General features: G+C 66.5%; 18 protein-coding genes and 1 tRNA gene. 18 read left to right on the forward strand and 1 reads right to left on the reverse strand.

The features are described from left to right. From WAZ62_RS05660 to tig, 3 genes are all read left to right on the forward strand, one after another. Window positions 1-694 (forward strand): ADP-dependent NAD(P)H-hydrate dehydratase (locus WAZ62_RS05660; protein WP_422642541.1); only part of this gene is annotated, 694 nt, incomplete at its 5' end. 54 nt (window positions 695-748) lie between these two features. After that, window positions 749-833 (forward strand) — tRNA-Leu (locus tag WAZ62_RS05665). A 23-nt stretch (window positions 834-856) separates the two neighbouring features. Then, complete coding sequence (gene tig / locus WAZ62_RS05670; protein WP_422642542.1) at window positions 857-2,182, forward strand: trigger factor; 1,326 nt, start codon at window positions 857-859, stop codon at window positions 2,180-2,182. 120 nt (window positions 2,183-2,302) lie between these two features. Here tig and WAZ62_RS05675 read toward each other — a convergent pair whose 3' ends face one another. Beyond that, the gene (locus tag WAZ62_RS05675; RefSeq protein WP_422642543.1) at window positions 2,303-3,319 is read right to left on the reverse strand and encodes a 2-dehydropantoate 2-reductase; all 1,017 of its coding nucleotides are present in this window, start codon (window positions 3,317-3,319) and stop codon (window positions 2,303-2,305) included. Between the two features lie 233 nt (window positions 3,320-3,552). Here WAZ62_RS05675 and rpsB point away from each other — a divergent pair, with 233 nt between their 5' ends. From rpsB to lpxB, 15 genes are all read left to right on the forward strand, one after another. Next, window positions 3,553-4,380, forward strand: a complete 828-nt coding sequence (gene rpsB / locus WAZ62_RS05680) for a 30S ribosomal protein S2 (RefSeq protein WP_422642544.1) — start codon at window positions 3,553-3,555, stop codon at window positions 4,378-4,380. 47 nt (window positions 4,381-4,427) lie between these two features. Further along, window positions 4,428-5,354, forward strand: a complete 927-nt coding sequence (gene tsf, locus WAZ62_RS05685) for a translation elongation factor Ts (protein WP_422642545.1) — start codon at window positions 4,428-4,430, stop codon at window positions 5,352-5,354. Window positions 5,355-5,536: 182 nt separating this feature from the next. Continuing rightward, a complete protein-coding gene (gene pyrH, locus WAZ62_RS05690; RefSeq protein WP_422642546.1) occupies window positions 5,537-6,253 on the forward strand; it encodes a UMP kinase in 717 nt (238 codons plus the stop codon). Between the two features lie 43 nt (window positions 6,254-6,296). Then, window positions 6,297-6,818, forward strand: a complete 522-nt coding sequence (frr, locus tag WAZ62_RS05695; protein ID WP_422642558.1) for a ribosome recycling factor — start codon at window positions 6,297-6,299, stop codon at window positions 6,816-6,818. A 29-nt stretch (window positions 6,819-6,847) separates the two neighbouring features. Then, window positions 6,848-7,579 (forward strand): isoprenyl transferase, encoded by a 732-nt coding sequence (locus WAZ62_RS05700; RefSeq protein ID WP_422642547.1) that lies wholly within the window; start codon window positions 6,848-6,850, stop codon window positions 7,577-7,579. Further along, window positions 7,576-8,400 (forward strand): phosphatidate cytidylyltransferase, encoded by an 825-nt coding sequence (locus tag WAZ62_RS05705; protein WP_422642548.1) that lies wholly within the window; start codon window positions 7,576-7,578, stop codon window positions 8,398-8,400. The genes WAZ62_RS05700 and WAZ62_RS05705 overlap by 4 nt, the downstream gene beginning before the upstream one ends. Further along, window positions 8,400-9,575, forward strand: a complete 1,176-nt coding sequence (locus WAZ62_RS05710) for a 1-deoxy-D-xylulose-5-phosphate reductoisomerase (protein ID WP_422642549.1) — start codon at window positions 8,400-8,402, stop codon at window positions 9,573-9,575. Before WAZ62_RS05705 ends, WAZ62_RS05710 begins: the two co-directional genes overlap by 1 nt. Window positions 9,576-9,629: 54 nt before the next feature. Further along, on the forward strand, window positions 9,630-10,775 hold the full coding sequence (gene rseP, locus WAZ62_RS05715; RefSeq protein WP_422642550.1) for an RIP metalloprotease RseP: 1,146 nt from the start codon (window positions 9,630-9,632) through the stop codon (window positions 10,773-10,775). A 35-nt stretch (window positions 10,776-10,810) separates the two neighbouring features. Next, on the forward strand, window positions 10,811-13,120 hold the full coding sequence (bamA, locus tag WAZ62_RS05720) for an outer membrane protein assembly factor BamA (protein WP_422642551.1): 2,310 nt from the start codon (window positions 10,811-10,813) through the stop codon (window positions 13,118-13,120). A gap of 2 nt (window positions 13,121-13,122) precedes the next feature. Continuing rightward, window positions 13,123-13,695 (forward strand): OmpH family outer membrane protein, encoded by a 573-nt coding sequence (locus tag WAZ62_RS05725; RefSeq protein ID WP_422642552.1) that lies wholly within the window; start codon window positions 13,123-13,125, stop codon window positions 13,693-13,695. Window positions 13,696-13,697: 2 nt separating this feature from the next. Further along, the gene (gene lpxD, locus WAZ62_RS05730) at window positions 13,698-14,732 is read left to right on the forward strand and encodes a UDP-3-O-(3-hydroxymyristoyl)glucosamine N-acyltransferase (protein WP_422642553.1); all 1,035 of its coding nucleotides are present in this window, start codon (window positions 13,698-13,700) and stop codon (window positions 14,730-14,732) included. Then, on the forward strand, window positions 14,725-15,198 hold the full coding sequence (fabZ, locus tag WAZ62_RS05735) for a 3-hydroxyacyl-ACP dehydratase FabZ (protein ID WP_422642554.1): 474 nt from the start codon (window positions 14,725-14,727) through the stop codon (window positions 15,196-15,198). Before lpxD ends, fabZ begins: the two co-directional genes overlap by 8 nt. A 10-nt stretch (window positions 15,199-15,208) precedes the next feature. Further along, window positions 15,209-16,012: an acyl-ACP--UDP-N-acetylglucosamine O-acyltransferase gene (gene lpxA, locus WAZ62_RS05740; protein ID WP_422642555.1), complete on the forward strand. Its 804-nt coding sequence runs from the start codon at window positions 15,209-15,211 to the stop codon at window positions 16,010-16,012. Beyond that, a complete protein-coding gene (locus tag WAZ62_RS05745; RefSeq protein WP_422642556.1) occupies window positions 15,999-16,847 on the forward strand; it encodes an LpxI family protein in 849 nt (282 codons plus the stop codon). Before lpxA ends, WAZ62_RS05745 begins: the two co-directional genes overlap by 14 nt. Then, the gene (gene lpxB / locus WAZ62_RS05750; protein ID WP_422642557.1) at window positions 16,844-18,058 is read left to right on the forward strand and encodes a lipid-A-disaccharide synthase; all 1,215 of its coding nucleotides are present in this window, start codon (window positions 16,844-16,846) and stop codon (window positions 18,056-18,058) included. The genes WAZ62_RS05745 and lpxB overlap by 4 nt, the downstream gene beginning before the upstream one ends. Window positions 18,059-18,101: the final 43 nt, after the last annotated feature.

An 18,101-nucleotide genomic window follows, 5' to 3' on the forward strand; every position in this document is an offset into this window, starting at 1 on the left:
CCTCGTCACCACCCTGGGCGACGCCGAGGCGGCCCGGGTCATCGCCGCCCATCAGACGGCGGTCATGGTCGCCGAGATCGACGGGCCGGCCGGCCTTGCCCTGTTCCTGTCCGACCGGCGGCGCAACGCGGCGGTGATCGGCCCCGCCGCCGGCATCGGAGATGTCACCTTCGAGCATTGCCGCATGGCGCTGGCGGCCGGCTGTGCCTGCGTCTTCGATGCCGATGCCCTGACCTCGGCGGCGGGCCGGGCCGAGATCCTGTGGCGGGCGCGGGGCGCGGACCTCGTGCTCACCCCCCATGACGGCGAATTCGCCCGTCTGTTCCCTCATCTGGCCGGCCTGCCGTCCCGGGCCGAACGGGCGGCGGCGGCGGCAAGGGAAAGCGGGGCGACCGTCGTCCTGAAAGGCGCCGATTGCTGCGTCGCTTCGCCCGATGGGCGCGTCGCCATCAACGACAATGCGCCGCCCACCCTGGCGACCGCCGGCACGGGCGATGTCCTCGCCGGGATGATCGGCGGGTTGCTGGCCCAGCACATGCCGGCGTTCGAGGCGGCGGCGGCGGCGGTCTGGCTGCATGGCGCGGCGGCGGAAGGCTTCGGGCGCGGCCTGATCGCCGAGGATCTGGTCGAGCGACTGCCGATTGCCCTGCAAATCGCTGAAAATCACTTGCGGGGCAGGGGGCAGGCGGGCTAAATCCCGCATCCACCATGGGTCGCGACGGGCGTGCCGGCGCGGCGGTGTTCCAATGCGGGCGTGGTGGAATTGGTAGACACGCCAGATTTAGGTTCTGGTGGCGCAAGTCGTGGGGGTTCAAGTCCCTCCGCCCGCACCAGAGAGATCCCGGAAGAAAGAGCGATGAACGTAACCGAGACCGCCTCCGACGGCCTGAAGCGCGAATTTCTGATCAGCATCGGTGCGGCTGCCATCGACGCCGAAGTGAAGGCCAAGCTGCAGGACCTCTCGACCAAGATCCGCATGCCGGGCTTCCGTCCGGGCAAGGTGCCGATGAGCCTGGTCGCCAAGACCCATGGCGACGCGGCCCTCGGCGAAGTGCTGCAGGAAAAGGTCAATCAGTCGATCCAGTCGACCCTGACCGAGCGCAACCTGCGCCCGGCGACCGAGCCCAAGGTCGAAGTGACCAAGGCCGGCAAGGGCGAAGATCTGGAATTCAAGATCGCGCTCGAAGTCCTGCCGGAATTCGAGCCCGCCGAAGTCAAGGACATCACCCTCGAGAAGCTGGTCGCTCCCGTCTCCGACGACGAGGTCGAGACCATGATGAAGGGCTTCGCCGACCAGCGTAAGAACTTCGTCGCCGAGGAAGGCCGTACCGCCAAGCACGGCGACCAGCTGACGATCAATTTCGTCGGCCGTGTCGACGGTGAAGTGTTCGAGGGCGGCTCCGCCGATGGTGTCGACCTCGAGCTCGGCTCGGGCCGCTTCATCCCCGGTTTCGAGGAACAGCTCCTCGGCGCCAAGGCGGGCGACATCGTGAAGGTGAACGTGACCTTCCCGGCCGACTACGGCGCCAAGGAACTCGCCGGCAAGGACGCCGTCTTCGACGTCGAGGTGAAGGAAGTGAAGATCGCCGCCGAAGTGGTGATCGACGACGAATTCGCCAAGGGCTTCGGTCTTGAAGACCTCGAAGCGCTGAAGAAGGCGATGCGCGAGCAGATCGAGCGCCAGCACGGCGCCCTGAGCCGCCAGCGCCTGAAGCGCGACCTGCTCGACGCCCTGGCCAATCTCCATGATTTCGCCGTGCCCGAGAGCCTGGTCGGCATCGAGATCGAGCAGATCACCCGTCAGCTCTCCGAGGATGGCGAAGCGCCGTCGGACGAGAAGAAGGCGGAGCTCGTCGCCGAATATCGCCCGATCGCGGAACGCCGTGTCCGCCTCGGCCTGCTGCTGGCCGAGGTCGGCCGCCGCAACAACGTCCAGGTGAAGCCCGAGGAAGTGAACCGGGCGATCATGGACGAGGCCCGCCGCTGGCCTGGCCAGGAGCGGGAGGTCATCGACTTCTTCCGCAAGAACGAACAGGCTCAGGCCCAGCTGCGCGCGCCGATCTATGAAGACAAGGTCGTCGACCTGATGATCGAGATCGCGCAGAAGACCGAGCGTGAAGTCTCGCTCGAAGAGCTGCAGAAGGACCCGGACGAGGAAGCGACCGATTCGGCCGCCGCCTGATCCTTCGGGATTTTGAATGAAGGGCGTCCCGGGCAACCGGGGCGCCCTTTGTTTTTGGCCGCCCACCTCACCCCGGCCCGCTCCCCCCTGAAGGGCGGAGAGGGCGGGGGGAGAGGTGGGTCAGGCCGCCCCGCGCAAGGCCGCCAGCAACGCCGCGCCCTGTATCGCCGGGCCGCCGGCCTCCCGTTCGCGAATGAGTCCGATCACCCGCGCGTTCACGGGCGCCCGCCGCCCGAGGCGGGTGGCGAGGGCCACCACTTCGCCATTGATGTAATCGACCTCGGTCTTGCGCCCGGCGAGGAGATCGTCGGCCATGGAGGAGCGGGCGTGGCGGTCGATCTTCGGGGTGCCGCCGCGCTGGCTCAGGCGGCGGAACAGCCAGTTCGGCAGGGACAGAATGAGAGGCATCCGGGACGGGGGCAGGGGGCCCAGCCGCGCCGGCGCGATGCCCGCGATCTTCATGAGGCCCAGCGCCTCGCGCTGGCACAGGGCGAAGCCGCGCCGGTAGTCGCGGTCGGCGATCTGGGCGGCGAGGGGCAGGCCCGACAGGGCGTTGATGGCGTTGTTCAGATTGATCAGCAGCTTGGCCCAGGCGACTGGCAGCATGTCGGCGTGAAGGTCGAGGGGCAGGCCGGCGGCGGCGAAGAGCGGGACGAGGGGCGCGATCTCCGCCCGGTCCTCGATCGCGATATGGCCGCTCGTGCCCTGGTGGACATGGCCGGGCGCCGGCTCGGCCACGTTGAAGGGCACCATGCCGGCGATCACCGGCCGCCCGGGCAGCAGGGCGCGCAGCCGCTCGGGATTGGAGACGCCATTCTGCAGGCTGACCACGGGGATGCCGGGCCGCGCATGGGCGGCGATCTCGGCCGCCGCGCCCTCGGTGCCGGTGCTTTTCACCGCGAGCAGGATGAGGTCGGCGGCGGCGAGGGCGGCGGGCTCGGTCGCCAGCGACAGGGTCTCCGGCGCCAGGGTGAAGCGGGCGCCGTCCAGATCGGTCAGGGTCAGACCCTTGTCGCGCAGCACGTCGATGAGGCGGGGCCGGCCGACGAAAGTGACATCGCCCGCCGCCGCCGCCAGCCGGCCACCGACATAGCCGCCGATCAATCCGGCCCCCAGGACGACGATTCGCAAGGCCATGTCTCTCTCCCCATTCTGATTCCGAGTATCATGACAAAGAGCCGGGATCGCGACTGTCCCCTTGTTTACAATCCGCGGATTCCCACATGAACCTTGCTTTTGCCGCCATTCGGGGGTAATAGCCGCGCCATTCCACACGTGGGGTCGCGGCTGCGGAGAGGTTCCGCCGTCGCTCCGGTGTTCGGATTTCCGAACGACACCCTGCGGAGGCTCAACCGGAAAAGGTACATACGATGTCCGTTCCTTCGTTCACCATGCGCCAGCTGCTTGAAGCCGGCGTTCACTTCGGCCACCAGACCCACCGCTGGAACCCGCGCATGGCGCCGTTCCTGTTCGGCGTCCGCAACAATGTCCATATCATCGATCTGGGCCAGACGGTGCCGATGCTGCACCGCGCCCTGCAGTCGATTCGCGACGTCGTCGCCGGTGGCGGCCGCGTGCTCTTCGTCGGCACCAAGCGCACCGCGCAGCAGCCGGTCGCCGATGCGGCGGCGCGTTGCGGCCAGTATTACGTGAACCACCGCTGGCTCGGCGGCATGCTGACCAACTGGAAGACCATCTCCCAGTCGATCAAGCGCCTGAAGACCCTCGATGAGCAGCTCCAGGGCGAGGCCCTCGGCCTCACCAAGAAGGAACAGCTGAACCTGCAGCGCGAGAAGGAAAAGCTGGAACGCGCGCTCGGCGGCATCAAGGAGATGGGTGGCCTGCCGGACATCCTCTTCATCATCGACACCAACAAGGAAGACATCGCCGTCCAGGAAGCCAACAAGCTGGGCATCCCGGTCGTTGCGATCGTCGACTCCAATTCCAATCCCGCCGGCATCACCTATCCGGTGCCGGGCAATGATGACGCCCTGCGCGCCATCACCACCTATTGCGATCTGGTCGCCCGTTCCGTGCTCGACGGCATCCAGGCCGAGCTGACCGCGGCCGGTGTCGACATCGGCGGGATCGAGGATCTCGTCGACGTCGAGGCGGAAGAAGCGGCCCTCCAGGCCGCGGAAGCCGAAGCCGCCGCATCGGCGGCCGAGGCCGCTTCGGGCGAGGCGACCCAGGCGTAACGCCTGGGTCCCGTCCCTGATCGCAGAACCGAAGAAAGGTATGATCCATGGCTGAGGTTTCAGCGGCCCTCGTGAAGGACCTGCGGGGCAAGACCGGCGCCGGCATGATGGACTGCAAGAAGGCGCTGGCCGAGAACGGCGGCGACATCGAGCAGGCGATCGACTGGCTGCGCAAGAAGGGCCTGTCGGCCGCCGCCAAGAAGGCCGACCGCGTCGCCGCGGAAGGTCTGGTCGCGGTTGCCGCCAATGGCACCAAGGCCGCCGTCGTCGAGGTGAATTCCGAGACGGACTTCGTCGCGCGCAACCCGGCGTTCCAGTCCTTCGTCGCCAATGTGGCGAAGGTCGCGATCGACGCGGGTTCGGACATCGCCGCCGTCGCCGAAGCCGGTTACCCCGGCTCGGAAAAGGCGGTGAAGGACGAGCTCACCAACCTGATCGCGACGATCGGCGAGAACATGAACCTGCGCCGGGCCACCGTGCTCGAAGTGCCGCAGGGCGTGGTCGCGTCCTACATCCACTCGGCGACCGCGCCGGGCCTTGGCCGGATCGGCGTGCTGGTCGCGCTCGAATCGGCGGCCCCGGCCGAGAAGCTGGAAGCCCTCGGCAAGCAGATCGCGATGCATATCGCGGCGACCAGCCCGGCTTCGCTCGATGTCGCCTCGCTCGACCAGTCGCTGGTCGCGCGCGAGCGTGACGTGCTGACCGAGCAGGCCCGCGCTTCGGGCAAGCCGGACAACATCATCGAGAAGATGATCGAAGGCCGTATCCGCAAGTACTATGAGGAAGTCGTGCTCCTGGAGCAGGTCTTCATCATCGACGGCGAGACCAAGGTGAGCAAGGCCGTCGAGGCCGCCGCCAAGGACGCCGGCAGCCCGATCAAGGTCACGGGTTTCGTGCGCTACGCCCTCGGCGAAGGCATCGAGAAGCAGGCGAATGACTTCGCCGCGGAAGTGGCCGCCCAGGCCGGCCGCTGATCCGATCAGCCTCTGAAGGGCCCGGCGCTTTCGCGGCGCCGGGCCTTTTTCATGACCTGAAGCAAAATGGGACGGGAGCGGCGGTCACGGTTGGCCCTGCGACGGTCCGATGTTATACCGCGTGACCGGCTCCGCATATTGGCCACGGGGCGGCCTGCGCTCGCGTCTGGATATTCCCTGTCATGACAACCCCGAATTTCCGCCGCATCCTTCTCAAAGTCTCGGGCGAGGCCCTGATGGGCGGCCAGTCCTATGGCATCGACCAGACGACGGTCGACCGCATCGCCGCCGACATCAAGGGCGTCTATGACCTCGGTATCGAGATCTGCCTCGTCATAGGCGGCGGCAACATCTTTCGCGGCCTGTCCGTCGCCGCGCGCGGCATGGAACGGGCGACCGCCGATTACATGGGGATGCTGGCGACGGTGATGAACGCCCTCGCGCTGCAGAATTCGCTGGAAAAGCAGGGCCTGCAGACCCGGGTCATCTCGGCCATTCCGATGACGTCGGTGTGCGAGCCCTATATCCGCCGGCGGGCGATCCGCCACATGGAAAAGGGCCGCGTCGTCATCTTCGCCGCCGGCACCGGCAATCCGTTCTTCACGACGGATACCGCGGCGACCCTGCGCGCCGCCGAAATGGGCTGCGACGCCATGCTGAAGGGCACACAGGTCGACGGCGTCTATTCCGCCGATCCCAAGCGCGATCCCAATGCCGTCCGCTTCGACGAACTGACCTATCACGACGTGCTGAGCATGGACCTGCGGGTCATGGATGCCTCGGCCATCGCGCTCGCGCGCGAGAACCGCATCCCGATCCTGGTGTTCAACCTGTCGGAACCCGTGGTCTCGGTGCTCAGGGGCGAAGCCAAATCCACCATCATCAGGGAAAGGGAGTAACACCTTGTCCGACGAGCCCGATCTCGATTCGATCGAGAGGCGCATGAACGGCGCCGTCGAAAATCTTCGCCATGAATTCGCCGGTCTTCGCACCGGCCGGGCGTCGCCCACGCTGCTCGATCCGATCACCGTCGAGGTTTATGGCGCGTCCATGCCGATCAACCAGGTCGGTTCGATCTCGGTGCCCGAGCCCCGGATGCTGTCCGTCTCGGTCTGGGACCGCGGCTCGGTCAGCGCGGTGGAAAAGGCGATCCGCAATTCGGGCCTTGGCGTCAATCCCGTGGTCGACGGCACGCTGATCCGCATTCCGATCCCCGAACTGAACCAGGAACGCCGTCAGGAAATGGTGAAACTGGCGTCGAAATATACCGAACAGGCCCGTGTCGCCGTGCGCAACGTGCGCCGCGACGGCATGGAGCAGCTGAAAAAACTGGAAAAGGACGGCAAGATTTCCGAGGACGATCACAAGATCTATGCCGACGAAGTGCAGTCCCTCACAGACAAGGCGATCGCCGCCATCGACGCTTCGCTGACGTCGAAGGAAAAGGAAATCCTGCAGGTCTGAGGATGGCGATCCCTGGCCAGGGAATGACGATGAACCAGCTGGTTGAGGCTAAGCAGGTCGTGGTGCCCCGCCATGTCGCCGTGATCATGGACGGCAACGGGCGCTGGGCCAAGGCACGTCTGCTGCCCCGCATCGCTGGCCACAAGCGCGGCGCCGATGCCGTGCGCCGCGTCGTCGAGGCGGCCTGGGATTTCGGCGTCAGATACCTGACGCTCTACGCCTTCTCGTCCGAGAACTGGAAGAGGCCGGAGGAAGAGGTCGGCGGGCTGATGTCGCTGCTGCGGATCTACCTGCGCAGCGAACTCGACGAACTCGACCGCAACGATGTCCGCGTTCGCGTGATCGGGGATCGTGGCCGCCTGCCGAATGATATCCGGCAGCTGATCGCCGAGGCCGAGGCGAGAACCATCGCCAACAGCCGGCTGACCCTGATTCTGGCCGTCTCCTATGGCGGGCAGGGCGAAATCGTCCAGGCGGCCCGCCGCCTCGCCGAGGCGGTGGCCGCCGGCCGCCTGCGACCGGAGGAGATCGACGAAAGCCGCTTCGCCGCCTGCCTCGAGACCGCCGGTATCCCGGATCCGGATCTCGTCATCCGGACCTCGGGGGAACAGCGCCTGTCGAATTTCCTGCTGTGGCAGGCGGCCTATGCCGAACTCGTGTTCACCGACACGCTGTGGCCCGATTTCGGGCGCGAGCAATTCGCCGCCGCCCTCAAGGAATACCAGACCCGCGACCGCCGTTTCGGTGCGAACAAGGAATGACGGAACCGCTCAAGGCCGATCGCGGCAGCGGCGCGCCGGGAAACGACCTGCGGGTCCGGCTGACCTCGGGTGTCATTCTCGCCCTGGTCGGGCTGGCGGCGGTCCATCTGGGCGGGGTCTGGTTTCTTGCCCTTGTCGGCATCGTCGGGCTGCTGCTCGTCCATGAATGGGACCGGATCACCACCGGGAACGGATCGGGGGCACTGGCCGCCCTGCACGGCGGATTTTTCCTCGCCGCCCTGGCGGCGGGGGTTGCCGGCCGCTTCGATCTGGCGCTGTGGCTGACCGGCTCCAGCGTGCCGGCCGCCGTCCTGTTCGCCCGGCTGCGGGGGATCGGAGCCCTGTGGCCGGCGATGGCCGTTCCCTATGTGGCCCTGCCTTGTCTTGCCATGATCTGGCTGCGTTTCGATGCGACACTGGGCACCGCCCAGGTTTACTGGCTGCTGGCGACGATCTGGGCGACCGATACCGGGGCCTATGCCGCCGGCCGCGCGATCGGCGGGCCGAAACTGGCGCCCCGGATCAGCCCGAAGAAGACCTGGGCGGGACTGATCGGCGGGGTGATCGCGGCCGTCGTGGTCGGTGGCGTGACGGCCAGCGGGGTCGAATTGCCCCATCCCCTCGGCCTTGCCCTGGTCAGCGGCGTGGTCGGCGGCTGGAGCCAGGTCGGCGATCTTTGCGAGAGCGCGATGAAGAGACATTTCGGGGTCAAGGACTCCAGCAACCTCATTCCCGGCCATGGCGGCTTCCTCGACCGTCTGGACGGCCTGCTGTTCGCGGCGCCCGTGGCGGCGGTGGCGATCGGTCTCGGGTGGCTGTGATGAGGGCAGGGGGCAACCGGCGTCGTCTGACCGTGCTGGGCTCGACCGGTTCGGTCGGCTCCAGCACGCTCGATCTCGTCGCCCGCAACCCGGACGATTTCGAGGTGACCGCGCTGGTCGCCCACAAACGGCTCGACGTCCTGGTCGCCCAGGCCCGGCAGTTCCGCCCGGCCTTCGTCGCCAGCGCCGATCCGGCCGCTCTGCCTGTCCTGCGCGAAGCCCTCTCGGGCTTCGGCATCCGGGTCGGGGCCGGGGACGCGGCGGTGATCGAGGCGGCGGAAATGCCGTCCGAAATCGTCATGGCGGCGATCGTCGGGGCCGCCGGCCTCGCGCCCACGCTGGCGGCGGTGCGCCGGGGCGCGGTCGTCGCCCTGGCCAACAAGGAATCCCTCGTCTGCGCGGGCGATATCGTCATGAGGGCGGTGGCCGACTGCGGCGCGACCCTGTTGCCTGTCGATTCGGAACACAACGCGATCTTCCAGGTCTTCGACACGGCGCAGCGCGCGCGCATTTCCCGCCTGATCCTGACCGCGTCCGGCGGCCCCTTCCGCTCGGTCGATCACGACGCCATGGCGCGGGCGACCCCGGCCGAGGCGGTCGCTCATCCCAACTGGTCGATGGGCGCCAAGATCTCGGTCGATTCGGCGACCATGATGAACAAGGGGCTGGAGCTGATCGAGGCTCATCACCTCTTCGCCATGCCGGAAGACCGCATCGACATCCTGGTTCATCCCCAGTCGGTCATTCATAGCCTGGTCGAATATGTCGATGGTTCGGTGCTCGCGCAGCTCGGCTCGCCCGACATGCGGGTGCCGATCGCCTACGCGCTGGCCTGGCCCGACCGGATGGAAACGCCGGTGGCCCGGCTCGATCTCGCGAGCATCGCGCGCCTGACCTTCGAGCCACCGGACCCGCAGCGCTTCCCGGCGCTTCGGCTTGCCCGCCACGCCTTGAAATGCGGCGGGGCGGCGCCTACAATTCTTAACGCGGCCAATGAAGTCGCGGTGGCTGCTTTTCTGGACAGGCGCATCGGCTTTCTTGAGATCGCGACTGTCGTTGAACAGGTCGTTGCCGACTGCGCGGGTAGTTTCGGCGCCGGATGCCTGGAAGAGGTCATGGCCGCCGACGAGGCGGCAAGGGGGAGGGCGGAAGCCTTCATCCGGCGAGCGTCATGAAAATCGGGAAGCAGGCGGGGCCCACGGGTCCCGCGTGAGGAAAGGCACCAGTCCTTGGGCGATATCATCGGCGGCATCGGCTCGTCGCTACACACGATCATTTTCTTCGTCATCGCCATCTCGGTGCTGGTTTCGGTCCATGAGTTCGGCCATTTCTGGGTCGCGCGGCGCTGCGGCGTGAAGATCGAGGTGTTCTCGATCGGTTTCGGGCGCGAACTCTTCGGCTGGACCGACCGGCGCGGCACGCGCTGGCGCGTCTCGATCCTGCCGCTTGGCGGCTATGTCCGCTTTTTCGGCGATGCCGATGCGACTTCGGCGCTGCCGGACGGTAGCCTTCAGCTGACCGAGGCCGAAAAGCGCGTGAGCTATCAGGGGCAGAGCGTGGGCAAGCGCGCGGCGATCGCCGCGGCCGGCCCGGCCGCCAATTTCCTGCTGGCGATCGCGCTGTTCTTCGGCCTGTTCATCACCCTGGGACAACCCTTCACGTCTCCCGTCGTCGACGCGGTCTCGCCCGGCAGCGCGGCCGAGAAGGCCGGCCTGCAGCCCGGCGACCGCTTCAAGGCCGTCGATGGCCGCTCGGTCGAGAGTTTTGAGGATCTGCGCCTGCTGATGCGCCTCAATCAGGGCACGCCGGTGCGTGTCGACATCGAGCGCGCGGGCCAGGTCCTGTCCATCGACGTCACCCCGACGGTGACCGAGATCGACGATGGCCAGGGCGGCAAGCAGAAGATCGGTCTTCTGGGCGTCGCGCCGGCCGGCGTCGAGTTCAAGGAACGCGGCGTTTTTGATTCGGCCTGGTACGCGACGCGGGAGGTGGGCACGGTCGTCCATGTCACCGTGACCGCTGTCGGCCAGATGATCGGCGGCACCAGGGGCACCGAGGAATTGGGCGGGCCCCTGCGAATCGCCGACATGTCGGGGCGGATGGCGCGGGCCGGACTGGAGAATTTCATCTGGTTGATCGCCGCGCTTTCGGTAAACCTTGGTTTGTTCAATCTTTTGCCAGTACCGATGCTGGACGGCGGGCACTTGTTGTTCTATGCGTTTGAAGCCATGCGCGGACGGCCGCTGGGCGAACGGATTCAGGAATTCGGTTTCCGCATCGGTCTGGCCATGGTGCTGACGCTGATGGTGTTCGCGACCTGGAACGATCTCGTCCAGCTTAGGGTCGTTGATTTCATCAGCCGGCTTTTCACCTGATCGGCGGCGGCAGAGGGAGTTTTGGGGTGTCCTCAATGTTGCGCGTTGCGCGTCGGCTTGTCGGGCCAGCTTCACTGGCCGTTGGTCTTGCGGCGGCGCCTGTCGCCCATGCCCAGGTCGGCGGCGCTGGTACGGAATCTTCCGCACCGATCGTCTCGGCCGTCCGGGTCGAGGGGAACCAGCGTGTCGAGCCGGAAACCGTCGCTTCCTACATGACCATCCGGGCGGGCGATCGCTTCGATCCCCTGCGGGTCGACGAATCGCTGAAGGCGCTCTATGCCACCGGCCTGTTCGGTGACGTGCAGATCCGCGCCGAGGGCAACGACCTCGTGGTGACCGTGGTGGAAAACCCGATCATCAACCGCGTCGTGCTCGAGGGGAACAGCAAGCTCTCGGAAGACCAGCTGACCAAGGAATTGCAGGTCAAGCCGCGAGCGATCTTCACCCGCTCCAAGGTTCAGTCGGACGTCCAGCGTATGCTGGAGCTGTATCGCCGCGCCGGCCGCTTCGCCGCGACGATCGAGCCCAAGATCGTCCAGCTGCCGCAGAACCGCGTCGATCTCGTGTTCGAGATCAAGGAAGGCCCGAACACCGGTGTCGAGCGCATCAGCTTCATCGGCAACAAGGCGTTCACGGACGGTGACCTGCGCGAGGAAATCGCGACGCGCGAATCGCGCTGGTATCGCTTCTTCTCGTCCGAAGACAATTACGATCCCGATCGCATGACCTACGACCGGGAATTGCTGCGGAAATTCTATCTGATCAACGGCTATGCCGATTTTCGCGTGCTGTCCTCGGTCGCCGACCTGACGCCGGAGCGCGATGCCTTCTTCATCACCTTCACGGTCGACGAAGGCCCGATCTATAAATTCGGCCCGGTGGATATCGAGAGCCGAATCCGCGATCTCGTCCCCGACGAATTGCGCCCCAGCCTGCTGGCGGTGGAAGGCGAGACCTATAACGCCGAGCTGATCGAAAAGACGATCGACAAGCTGACCGATGCCGCCGGCAACCTCGGCTATGCTTTCGTCGACATTCGCCCGGTGCTGAAGCGCGACCGCGAGACCCAGACCGTCTCGATCACCTTCCAGATCAACGAGGCGCCCCGGGTCTATGTCGAGCGGATCAACATCACCGGCAACGTCCGTACCCTCGACGAAGTGATCCGCCGCGAATTCCGCCTGTCGGAAGGCGATGCCTTCAACACGGCGAAGAAGGAGCGGTCGCGCCAGCGCCTGCAGGCCCTGGGTTTCTTCGAAAAGGTCGATGTCACGCAGGTTCAGGGCTCCTCGCCCGACCGCACGGTGATGAATGTCGACGTGCAGGAAAAATCGACCGGCGAATTGCAGGTCGGCGCCGGTTTCTCGTCGTCGGAAGGTGTCGTCGGCGAAGTCTCGGTGCGCGAGCGCAACCTGCTCGGCCGCGGCCAGGATATCCGTATCTCGGCCAGCGTGTCGCAGAAGCGCACTCAGTTCGATTTCGGCTTCACCGAGCCCTATTTCCTCGGTCGGAACGTGGCCGCCGGTATCGATGTGTTCAACATCAACCGGGATTATCAGGACGAGGCGCAATACGATCTGGAGCGCAGCGGCTTTGCCCTGCGCGCCGGTTTCAGCCTGTCCGAATATCTGCGCATGACGACGCGCTATACCCTGCGCCTCGACAATATCACCAACGTCGGAGAATACGCCTCGACCTCGGTCAAGGAAGCCGGCGCGCGTGGCGAGACCCTGACCTCGATGGTCGGTTATGTCCTGTCCTATGACCGGCGCGACCGGCCGCAGCGGCCGACCGATGGCTATTACCTGTTCGTCGGGCAGGATTTCGCCGGCCTCGGCGGCGATGTGACCTATATCCGCTCGACCGCGGGCGGCAATTTCTACTACCCGATCACGGACAGCGTCGTGGCCTCGCTTTCGGGCGAAGGCGGGTACATCCATGGTCTTGGCCAGGATGTCTACCTGAACGACCGCTTCGATGTCGGCGGGCAGAATTTCCGTGGCTTCGAGGATGCCGGTATCGGCCCGCGCGACGCGTCCACCACCGACTCCCTTGGCGGCAACATCTATGCGATCGGCACGGCCGAAGTCAGCTTCCCGGTCGGCCTGCCCGAGGAATATGGTATCCGCGCCAGCGTCTTCACCGATTTCGGCACGTTGTTCGAGGTGGACACCACCAGCGCGACGACTGTCGATGACGACTCTTCGCTGCGCCTGTCGGTCGGTGCCGGTATTTCGTGGGATTCGCCCTTCGGTCCGATCCGGGTCGACTTCGCCCATGCCCTGCTCAAGGAAAGCTACGACAAGACGCAGGTCTTCCGTTTCAGCTTCGGGACCAAATTCTGATCATGAAAAACCCCATCAAAGCCGCTCTCGCGGGTCTGACCCTGGCCATCGGTCTTGCTTCGGCGATGCTGGTGCCGGCTGCTTCCGCCGCCGATTTCCCGCAGGCGGCGCCCCTGATCGTTGATTATCAGCGGCTGCAGACCCAGTCCAAAGCATCTCAGGACGTGCGCCGCCAGATCCAGGCGGTGCAGGCCAAATATCAGGCCAGCGTCGACAAGGACCTGCAGGCCCTGCGTGACGAGGAAAAGAAGCTGCGCGACGCCGCACCGAAACTGTCCCAGGCCGAACGGGACAAGCGCCAGAAGGCATTCGAAACCAAGGTCGCCGACGCGCAGCGCCGGGCCCAGGCCAGCAACAAGGCCATTTCGGAAGCTGTCGATGCCGCTGGTGGCAAGGTCCGGGACGCGCTGCAGCCGATTTTCATCGATCTGATGACCGCCCGTGGCGCCAATGTCCTGCTTGGCACCAATGAAGTCATCTATTTCGACCCCAGGCTGGAGATCACGACGGAAGTCCTGGCCGCGCTGGACGCCAAGCTGCCTTCGATCAAGGTCGATGTCGCGCCTGTGAAATGACCATGGCCGAGGCCCGCTTTTTCATGGCGAGGGGGCCGTTCAGCCTGGCGACATTGGCGGAGATCGCCGGGGCAACCCTGGCCGAGGATGCAGATCCCGGCCAGGTGATATCCGGGACCGCGCCGCTTGAATTCGCCGCGGCCGACCAGGTCAGCTTTCTCGGACATGTCCGCTATCAATCCGCCCTGGCGGCGACCCATGCCGGCGCCGTCATCCTGCGCGAGGAACATGGACGCAAGGCCCCCCGGGGCATCGCGCGGCTCTACAGCCGGCAGCCCTCCGTGGCTTACGCCCGTGTCGCGCAATTGTTCCACCCGCGCCGGGAAGCCCGCGCCGGGATCGATCCTTCGGCCCGTATTGGCGCCGACGCCCAGCTGGGCGACGGGTGCGAGATCGGGCCGGGGGCTGTGATTGGTGCCGGCGCGCGTCTCGGCCACCGGGTGATCGTCGACGCCAACGCGGTGATCGGCGAGAATGTCGTGCTGGGCGATGACGTGCATATCGGCCCCCTGGTCTCGGTGCGATATGCCGTGATCGGCGCGCGCAGCACCATGCTGGCCGGTGTTCGTATCGGCGAGCCGGGTTTCGGCTTCGTGCCCAATCCGCCGGCTGGCCATCTGCGTATTCCGCAGGTCGGCGGCGTGATCATCGGCTGCGACGTCGAGATCGGCGCCAACAGTTGTGTCGACCGCGGCGTCTATGGCGACACCGTGGTCGGCGACGGCGCGATCATCGACAATCTCGTGCAGATCGGTCACAACGTGAAGATGGGACGAGGTTGCGTCCTTGCCGCGCAGTCGGGAATTTCCGGCTCGTGCACGGTGGGGGATTTCGTCGCCATCGGCGGCGGGGCCGGTATCGCCGATCACCTCACCATCGGCAGTGGGGCGCAGATTTCCGGCAAGGCCGGTGTCATGCGCGATGTTCCGCCGGGCGTTACCGTCGGCGGCACGCCGGCCGTGCCCATCAAGCAATGGTTACGCGAGTTCGCAACCCTGTCGCGGATCGCAAAGCACAAAGGGGATGACAATGTCTGAGGCCGGCGAGACCAGCGGGGTGACACTCCAGGCCGTCGACGTCGCGCGGATCATGCAGATGATCCCGCATCGCTATCCCATGCTGCTGGTCGATCGCGTGGTCGATCTGATCGGCGGGGAAAGCGCGACGGGCATCAAGAACGTGACGATCAACGAGCCGTTCTTCCAGGGCCATTTTCCGTCATATCCGGTCATGCCGGGTGTCCTGATCGTCGAAGCCATGGCGCAATGCGCCGGGATCACCGTGATCCAGGGATTGGGGCCGGCGGCTGAAGGCCGCCTCGTCTATTTCATGTCGATCGAAGACTGCCGCTTCCGGAAGCCGGTTCAGCCCGGCGATCAGATGCGTATTCACGTCCAGAAGGTGCGCCAGCGCGCCAATGTCTGGAAGTTCCGCGGCACCGCCAAGGTCGACGGCACGCTCGTCGCCGAAGCCACGGTCACCGCCATGATCCTTGACCGCTGAGGAGCCGGCCTTGTCCATCATCCATGCCAGTGCCATCGTCGATCCCGCCGCGAAGATCGGCGAGGATGTCGAGATCGGCCCGTTCTGCGTCGTCGGGCCGCTGGCCGAACTGGCCGACGGCGTCAAGCTGAAGAGCCATGTCGTCATCTCCGGCAATACCCGCATCGGCGCCGGGACCCAGGTTTTCCCCTTCGCGGTCATCGGCGCGCCGCCGCAGACCCTGAAGCCGATCGGTGACGACACGCGCATCGTCGTCGGCGAAAATTCGATGATCCGCGAACACGCCACGATCCATCCGGGCACGGTGGGCGGCGGCGGCCTGACCTCGGTCGGCAACAACTGTCTTCTGATGGTCAGCAGCCACGTCGGCCATGATTGCCATGTCGGCAACAATGTCGTGATGGCCAACAATGGCACGCTGGGCGGTCATGTCACCCTGGGCGATTTCGTCTATATCGGCGGCTTGTCGGCCATTCACCAGAATGTCCGCATCGGTGCCCATGCCATGATCGGCGGCATGTCGGGCGTCGAGCAGGATGTCATTCCCTATGGCTCGGTCATGGGCAATCGGGCGTTCCTCGCGGGCCTCAACATCATCGGCCTGAAACGGCGCGGCTTCAGCCGCGACCAGATCCACGGGTTGCGCCGGGCCTATCGCCTGCTGTTCGCCGATGAAGGCACGCTGGCGGAACGCCTCGCCGATGTCGCCGAGGAATTCGGCGACAGCGATGTGGTCATGGATGTCGTCGCCTTCATGCAGGCCGATTCCGCGCGCTCCTTCGTGTTGCCGCGCGCCGATCGTGGCGGCGCCTGAGCCCTCGGGCCGGGCCGTCAGGCTCGGCATTGTCGCCGGGGGCGGCGACCTGCCGGTCCGGCTCGTCGCCGCCTGTCGGCGTCAGGGCCGTCCGGTCACGGTGGTCGGCCTGACCGGCTCGGCCGAGGCCCGTCCGGATGAAGGCATCGCCGATGCCTGGGCTTCGATCGGCGAGGTCGGCAAGATCCTGTCGCTGCTGCGCGAGGCCGGCTGCGGCGAGGTCCTGATGGCGGGCAATGTCGTCCGCCCGGATTTCGCCTCGCTGCGCCTCGACTGGAAGGGTCTGCGGCTTTTGCCCCGGGTCGTCTCCGCCGCGCGCAAGGGGGACGACAATCTGCTGAAATGCCTTGTCGCCGTCTTCGAGGAAGAAGGCTTCCGCGTGACCGGCGCCGATCAGGTGCTGGACGATCACCTGCTGCCGGCCGGCCCGCTCGGCCGCATCGCGCTGCCGGCGGAACTGGCCGCGGATCTCGAGCGGGCGATCGAGGTGGTCGAGGCTCTGGGGCGTGTCGATGTCGGCCAGGGCGCCGTTGTCGCGGATGGCGATGTCCTCGCCATCGAAGCGGCCGAGGGCACGGACCGTATGCTGACCAGGGTGGCTGAATTGCGGGCGGGCTGGGACCGGCGCGCCGGACTTCTCCTCAAATTGCCGAAACACCAGCAGGAGAGGCGGGTGGACATGCCTGTGATCGGCATCGCGACCGTCGAGGGCGCCGCCGCCGCCGGTCTCGCCGGTATCGTGGCCGCTGCCGGGGCGACCCTGGTCATGGACCGCGAGGCGGTCGCCGCGCGGGCCGATGATCTTGGTCTTTTCGTCGTGGGGGTGGTGCGGTGACGGCTCCGGTCAATCTGCCGGGGGTCAGCCCCTTGCATGTCTTCATCATCGCCGGGGAGCCGTCCGGCGATGCCCTGGGCGCCCGCCTGATGGCCGCCCTGAAGCGGGAGCATGGCGGTGCCCTGCGGTTTTCGGGCGTCGGTGGTCCCTTGATGGCGGCCGAGGGCCTGACCAGCCAGTTTCCCATGGGCGAGCTTACCCTGCTGGGCGTCATGGAAGTGCTGCCCAAGGCGGCGCATGTCCTGCGCCGGGTACGCGAGGTCGCGGCCCGCATCATCGAGACCCGGCCCGATGTCGTCGTCACCGTCGATGCTCCCGCCTTTTCCTTCCGCGTCGGCAAGAAGATCCGGGGCCAAGGCATCACCCATATCCATTACGTGGCGCCCACGGTCTGGGCCTGGCGGCCGCGCCGGGCGAAGATGGTGGCGGGCTTCCTGTCCCATCTGCTCGTGCTGTTTCCGTTCGAGCCGCCCTATTTCGAGGTTCACGGCCTCGGCACCACCTTCGTCGGCCATTCCGTGGTCGAAGGCGCGGCGGCGGCATCCGACATGAAGGCGGCGGGGCAGGCGCTGCTCGCCCGACTCGATATCGCCGACGGGCGCCCGGTGCTCGTAGTTCTGCCCGGCAGCCGGTCGAGCGAGGTGCGCCGCCTTGCCCCCGTGTTCGGCGAGGCGCTGGGAATCCTCCGCGCGAAAATGCCGGATCTGGCCGTCCTGGTGCCGACGGTGCCCAATGTCAGCCGGCTGGTGCGGGAGATGACGGCCAATTGGCCGGTCACCCCCCATATTCTGGAGGCGGCGGCGGACAAGCTGCCGGCCATGGCGATCGCCCGCGCGGCGCTGGCGGCTTCCGGCACGGTGGCGCTGGAACTGGCGCTGACGGAAACGCCGATGGTGATCGCCTACAAGGCCAATCCGCTGTCGGCCATGGTCTTCCGCATGATGTCGAAGCTGCGCTTCGCCAATCTGATCAACATCATGGAGCGGCGCGCGATCGTGCCCGAATTCCTGCAGGCCGAATGCTCGGCGGAGAACCTGTCGGCGGCGGTCGGGGAGTTGATGACCGACGAGACGGCGCGCGATCGTCAGGTCGAGGCGATGCGCCGGGTGATGACGGCGCTGGGCCGGGGGGGGCCGGCACCTTCGACCCGGGCGGCCCGGGCGATCATCGCGATCGAGGCGGCGCGGCGGCAGGCCGTCAGAACAGCCTGAAGATTTCCCACGCGGCGAAGCCGAGGGCGGCCCAGGGCAGGGC

It is taken from the genome of Zavarzinia sp. (genome assembly GCF_049306435.1).
GTDB lineage: Bacteria > Pseudomonadota > Alphaproteobacteria > Zavarziniales > Zavarziniaceae > Zavarzinia.

Coding starts and splice junctions, on each gene's coding strand:
- pyrH (WP_422642546.1), top strand. CDS start 5,537: ATGACAACCCCGAATTTCCGCCGCATCCTTCTCAAAGTCTCGGGCGAG.
- tig (WP_422642542.1), top strand. CDS start 857: ATGAACGTAACCGAGACCGCCTCCGACGGCCTGAAGCGCGAATTTCTG.
- WAZ62_RS05675 (WP_422642543.1), bottom strand. CDS start 3,319: ATGGCCTTGCGAATCGTCGTCCTGGGGGCCGGATTGATCGGCGGCTAT.
- fabZ (WP_422642554.1), top strand. CDS start 14,725: ATGTCTGAGGCCGGCGAGACCAGCGGGGTGACACTCCAGGCCGTCGAC.
- tsf (WP_422642545.1), top strand. CDS start 4,428: ATGGCTGAGGTTTCAGCGGCCCTCGTGAAGGACCTGCGGGGCAAGACC.
- frr (WP_422642558.1), top strand. CDS start 6,297: ATGAACGGCGCCGTCGAAAATCTTCGCCATGAATTCGCCGGTCTTCGC.
- rpsB (WP_422642544.1), top strand. CDS start 3,553: ATGTCCGTTCCTTCGTTCACCATGCGCCAGCTGCTTGAAGCCGGCGTT.
- bamA (WP_422642551.1), top strand. CDS start 10,811: ATGTTGCGCGTTGCGCGTCGGCTTGTCGGGCCAGCTTCACTGGCCGTT.
- WAZ62_RS05700 (WP_422642547.1), top strand. CDS start 6,848: ATGAACCAGCTGGTTGAGGCTAAGCAGGTCGTGGTGCCCCGCCATGTC.
- lpxD (WP_422642553.1), top strand. CDS start 13,698: ATGGCCGAGGCCCGCTTTTTCATGGCGAGGGGGCCGTTCAGCCTGGCG.
- WAZ62_RS05710 (WP_422642549.1), top strand. CDS start 8,400: ATGAGGGCAGGGGGCAACCGGCGTCGTCTGACCGTGCTGGGCTCGACC.
- WAZ62_RS05705 (WP_422642548.1), top strand. CDS start 7,576: ATGACGGAACCGCTCAAGGCCGATCGCGGCAGCGGCGCGCCGGGAAAC.
- WAZ62_RS05725 (WP_422642552.1), top strand. CDS start 13,123: ATGAAAAACCCCATCAAAGCCGCTCTCGCGGGTCTGACCCTGGCCATC.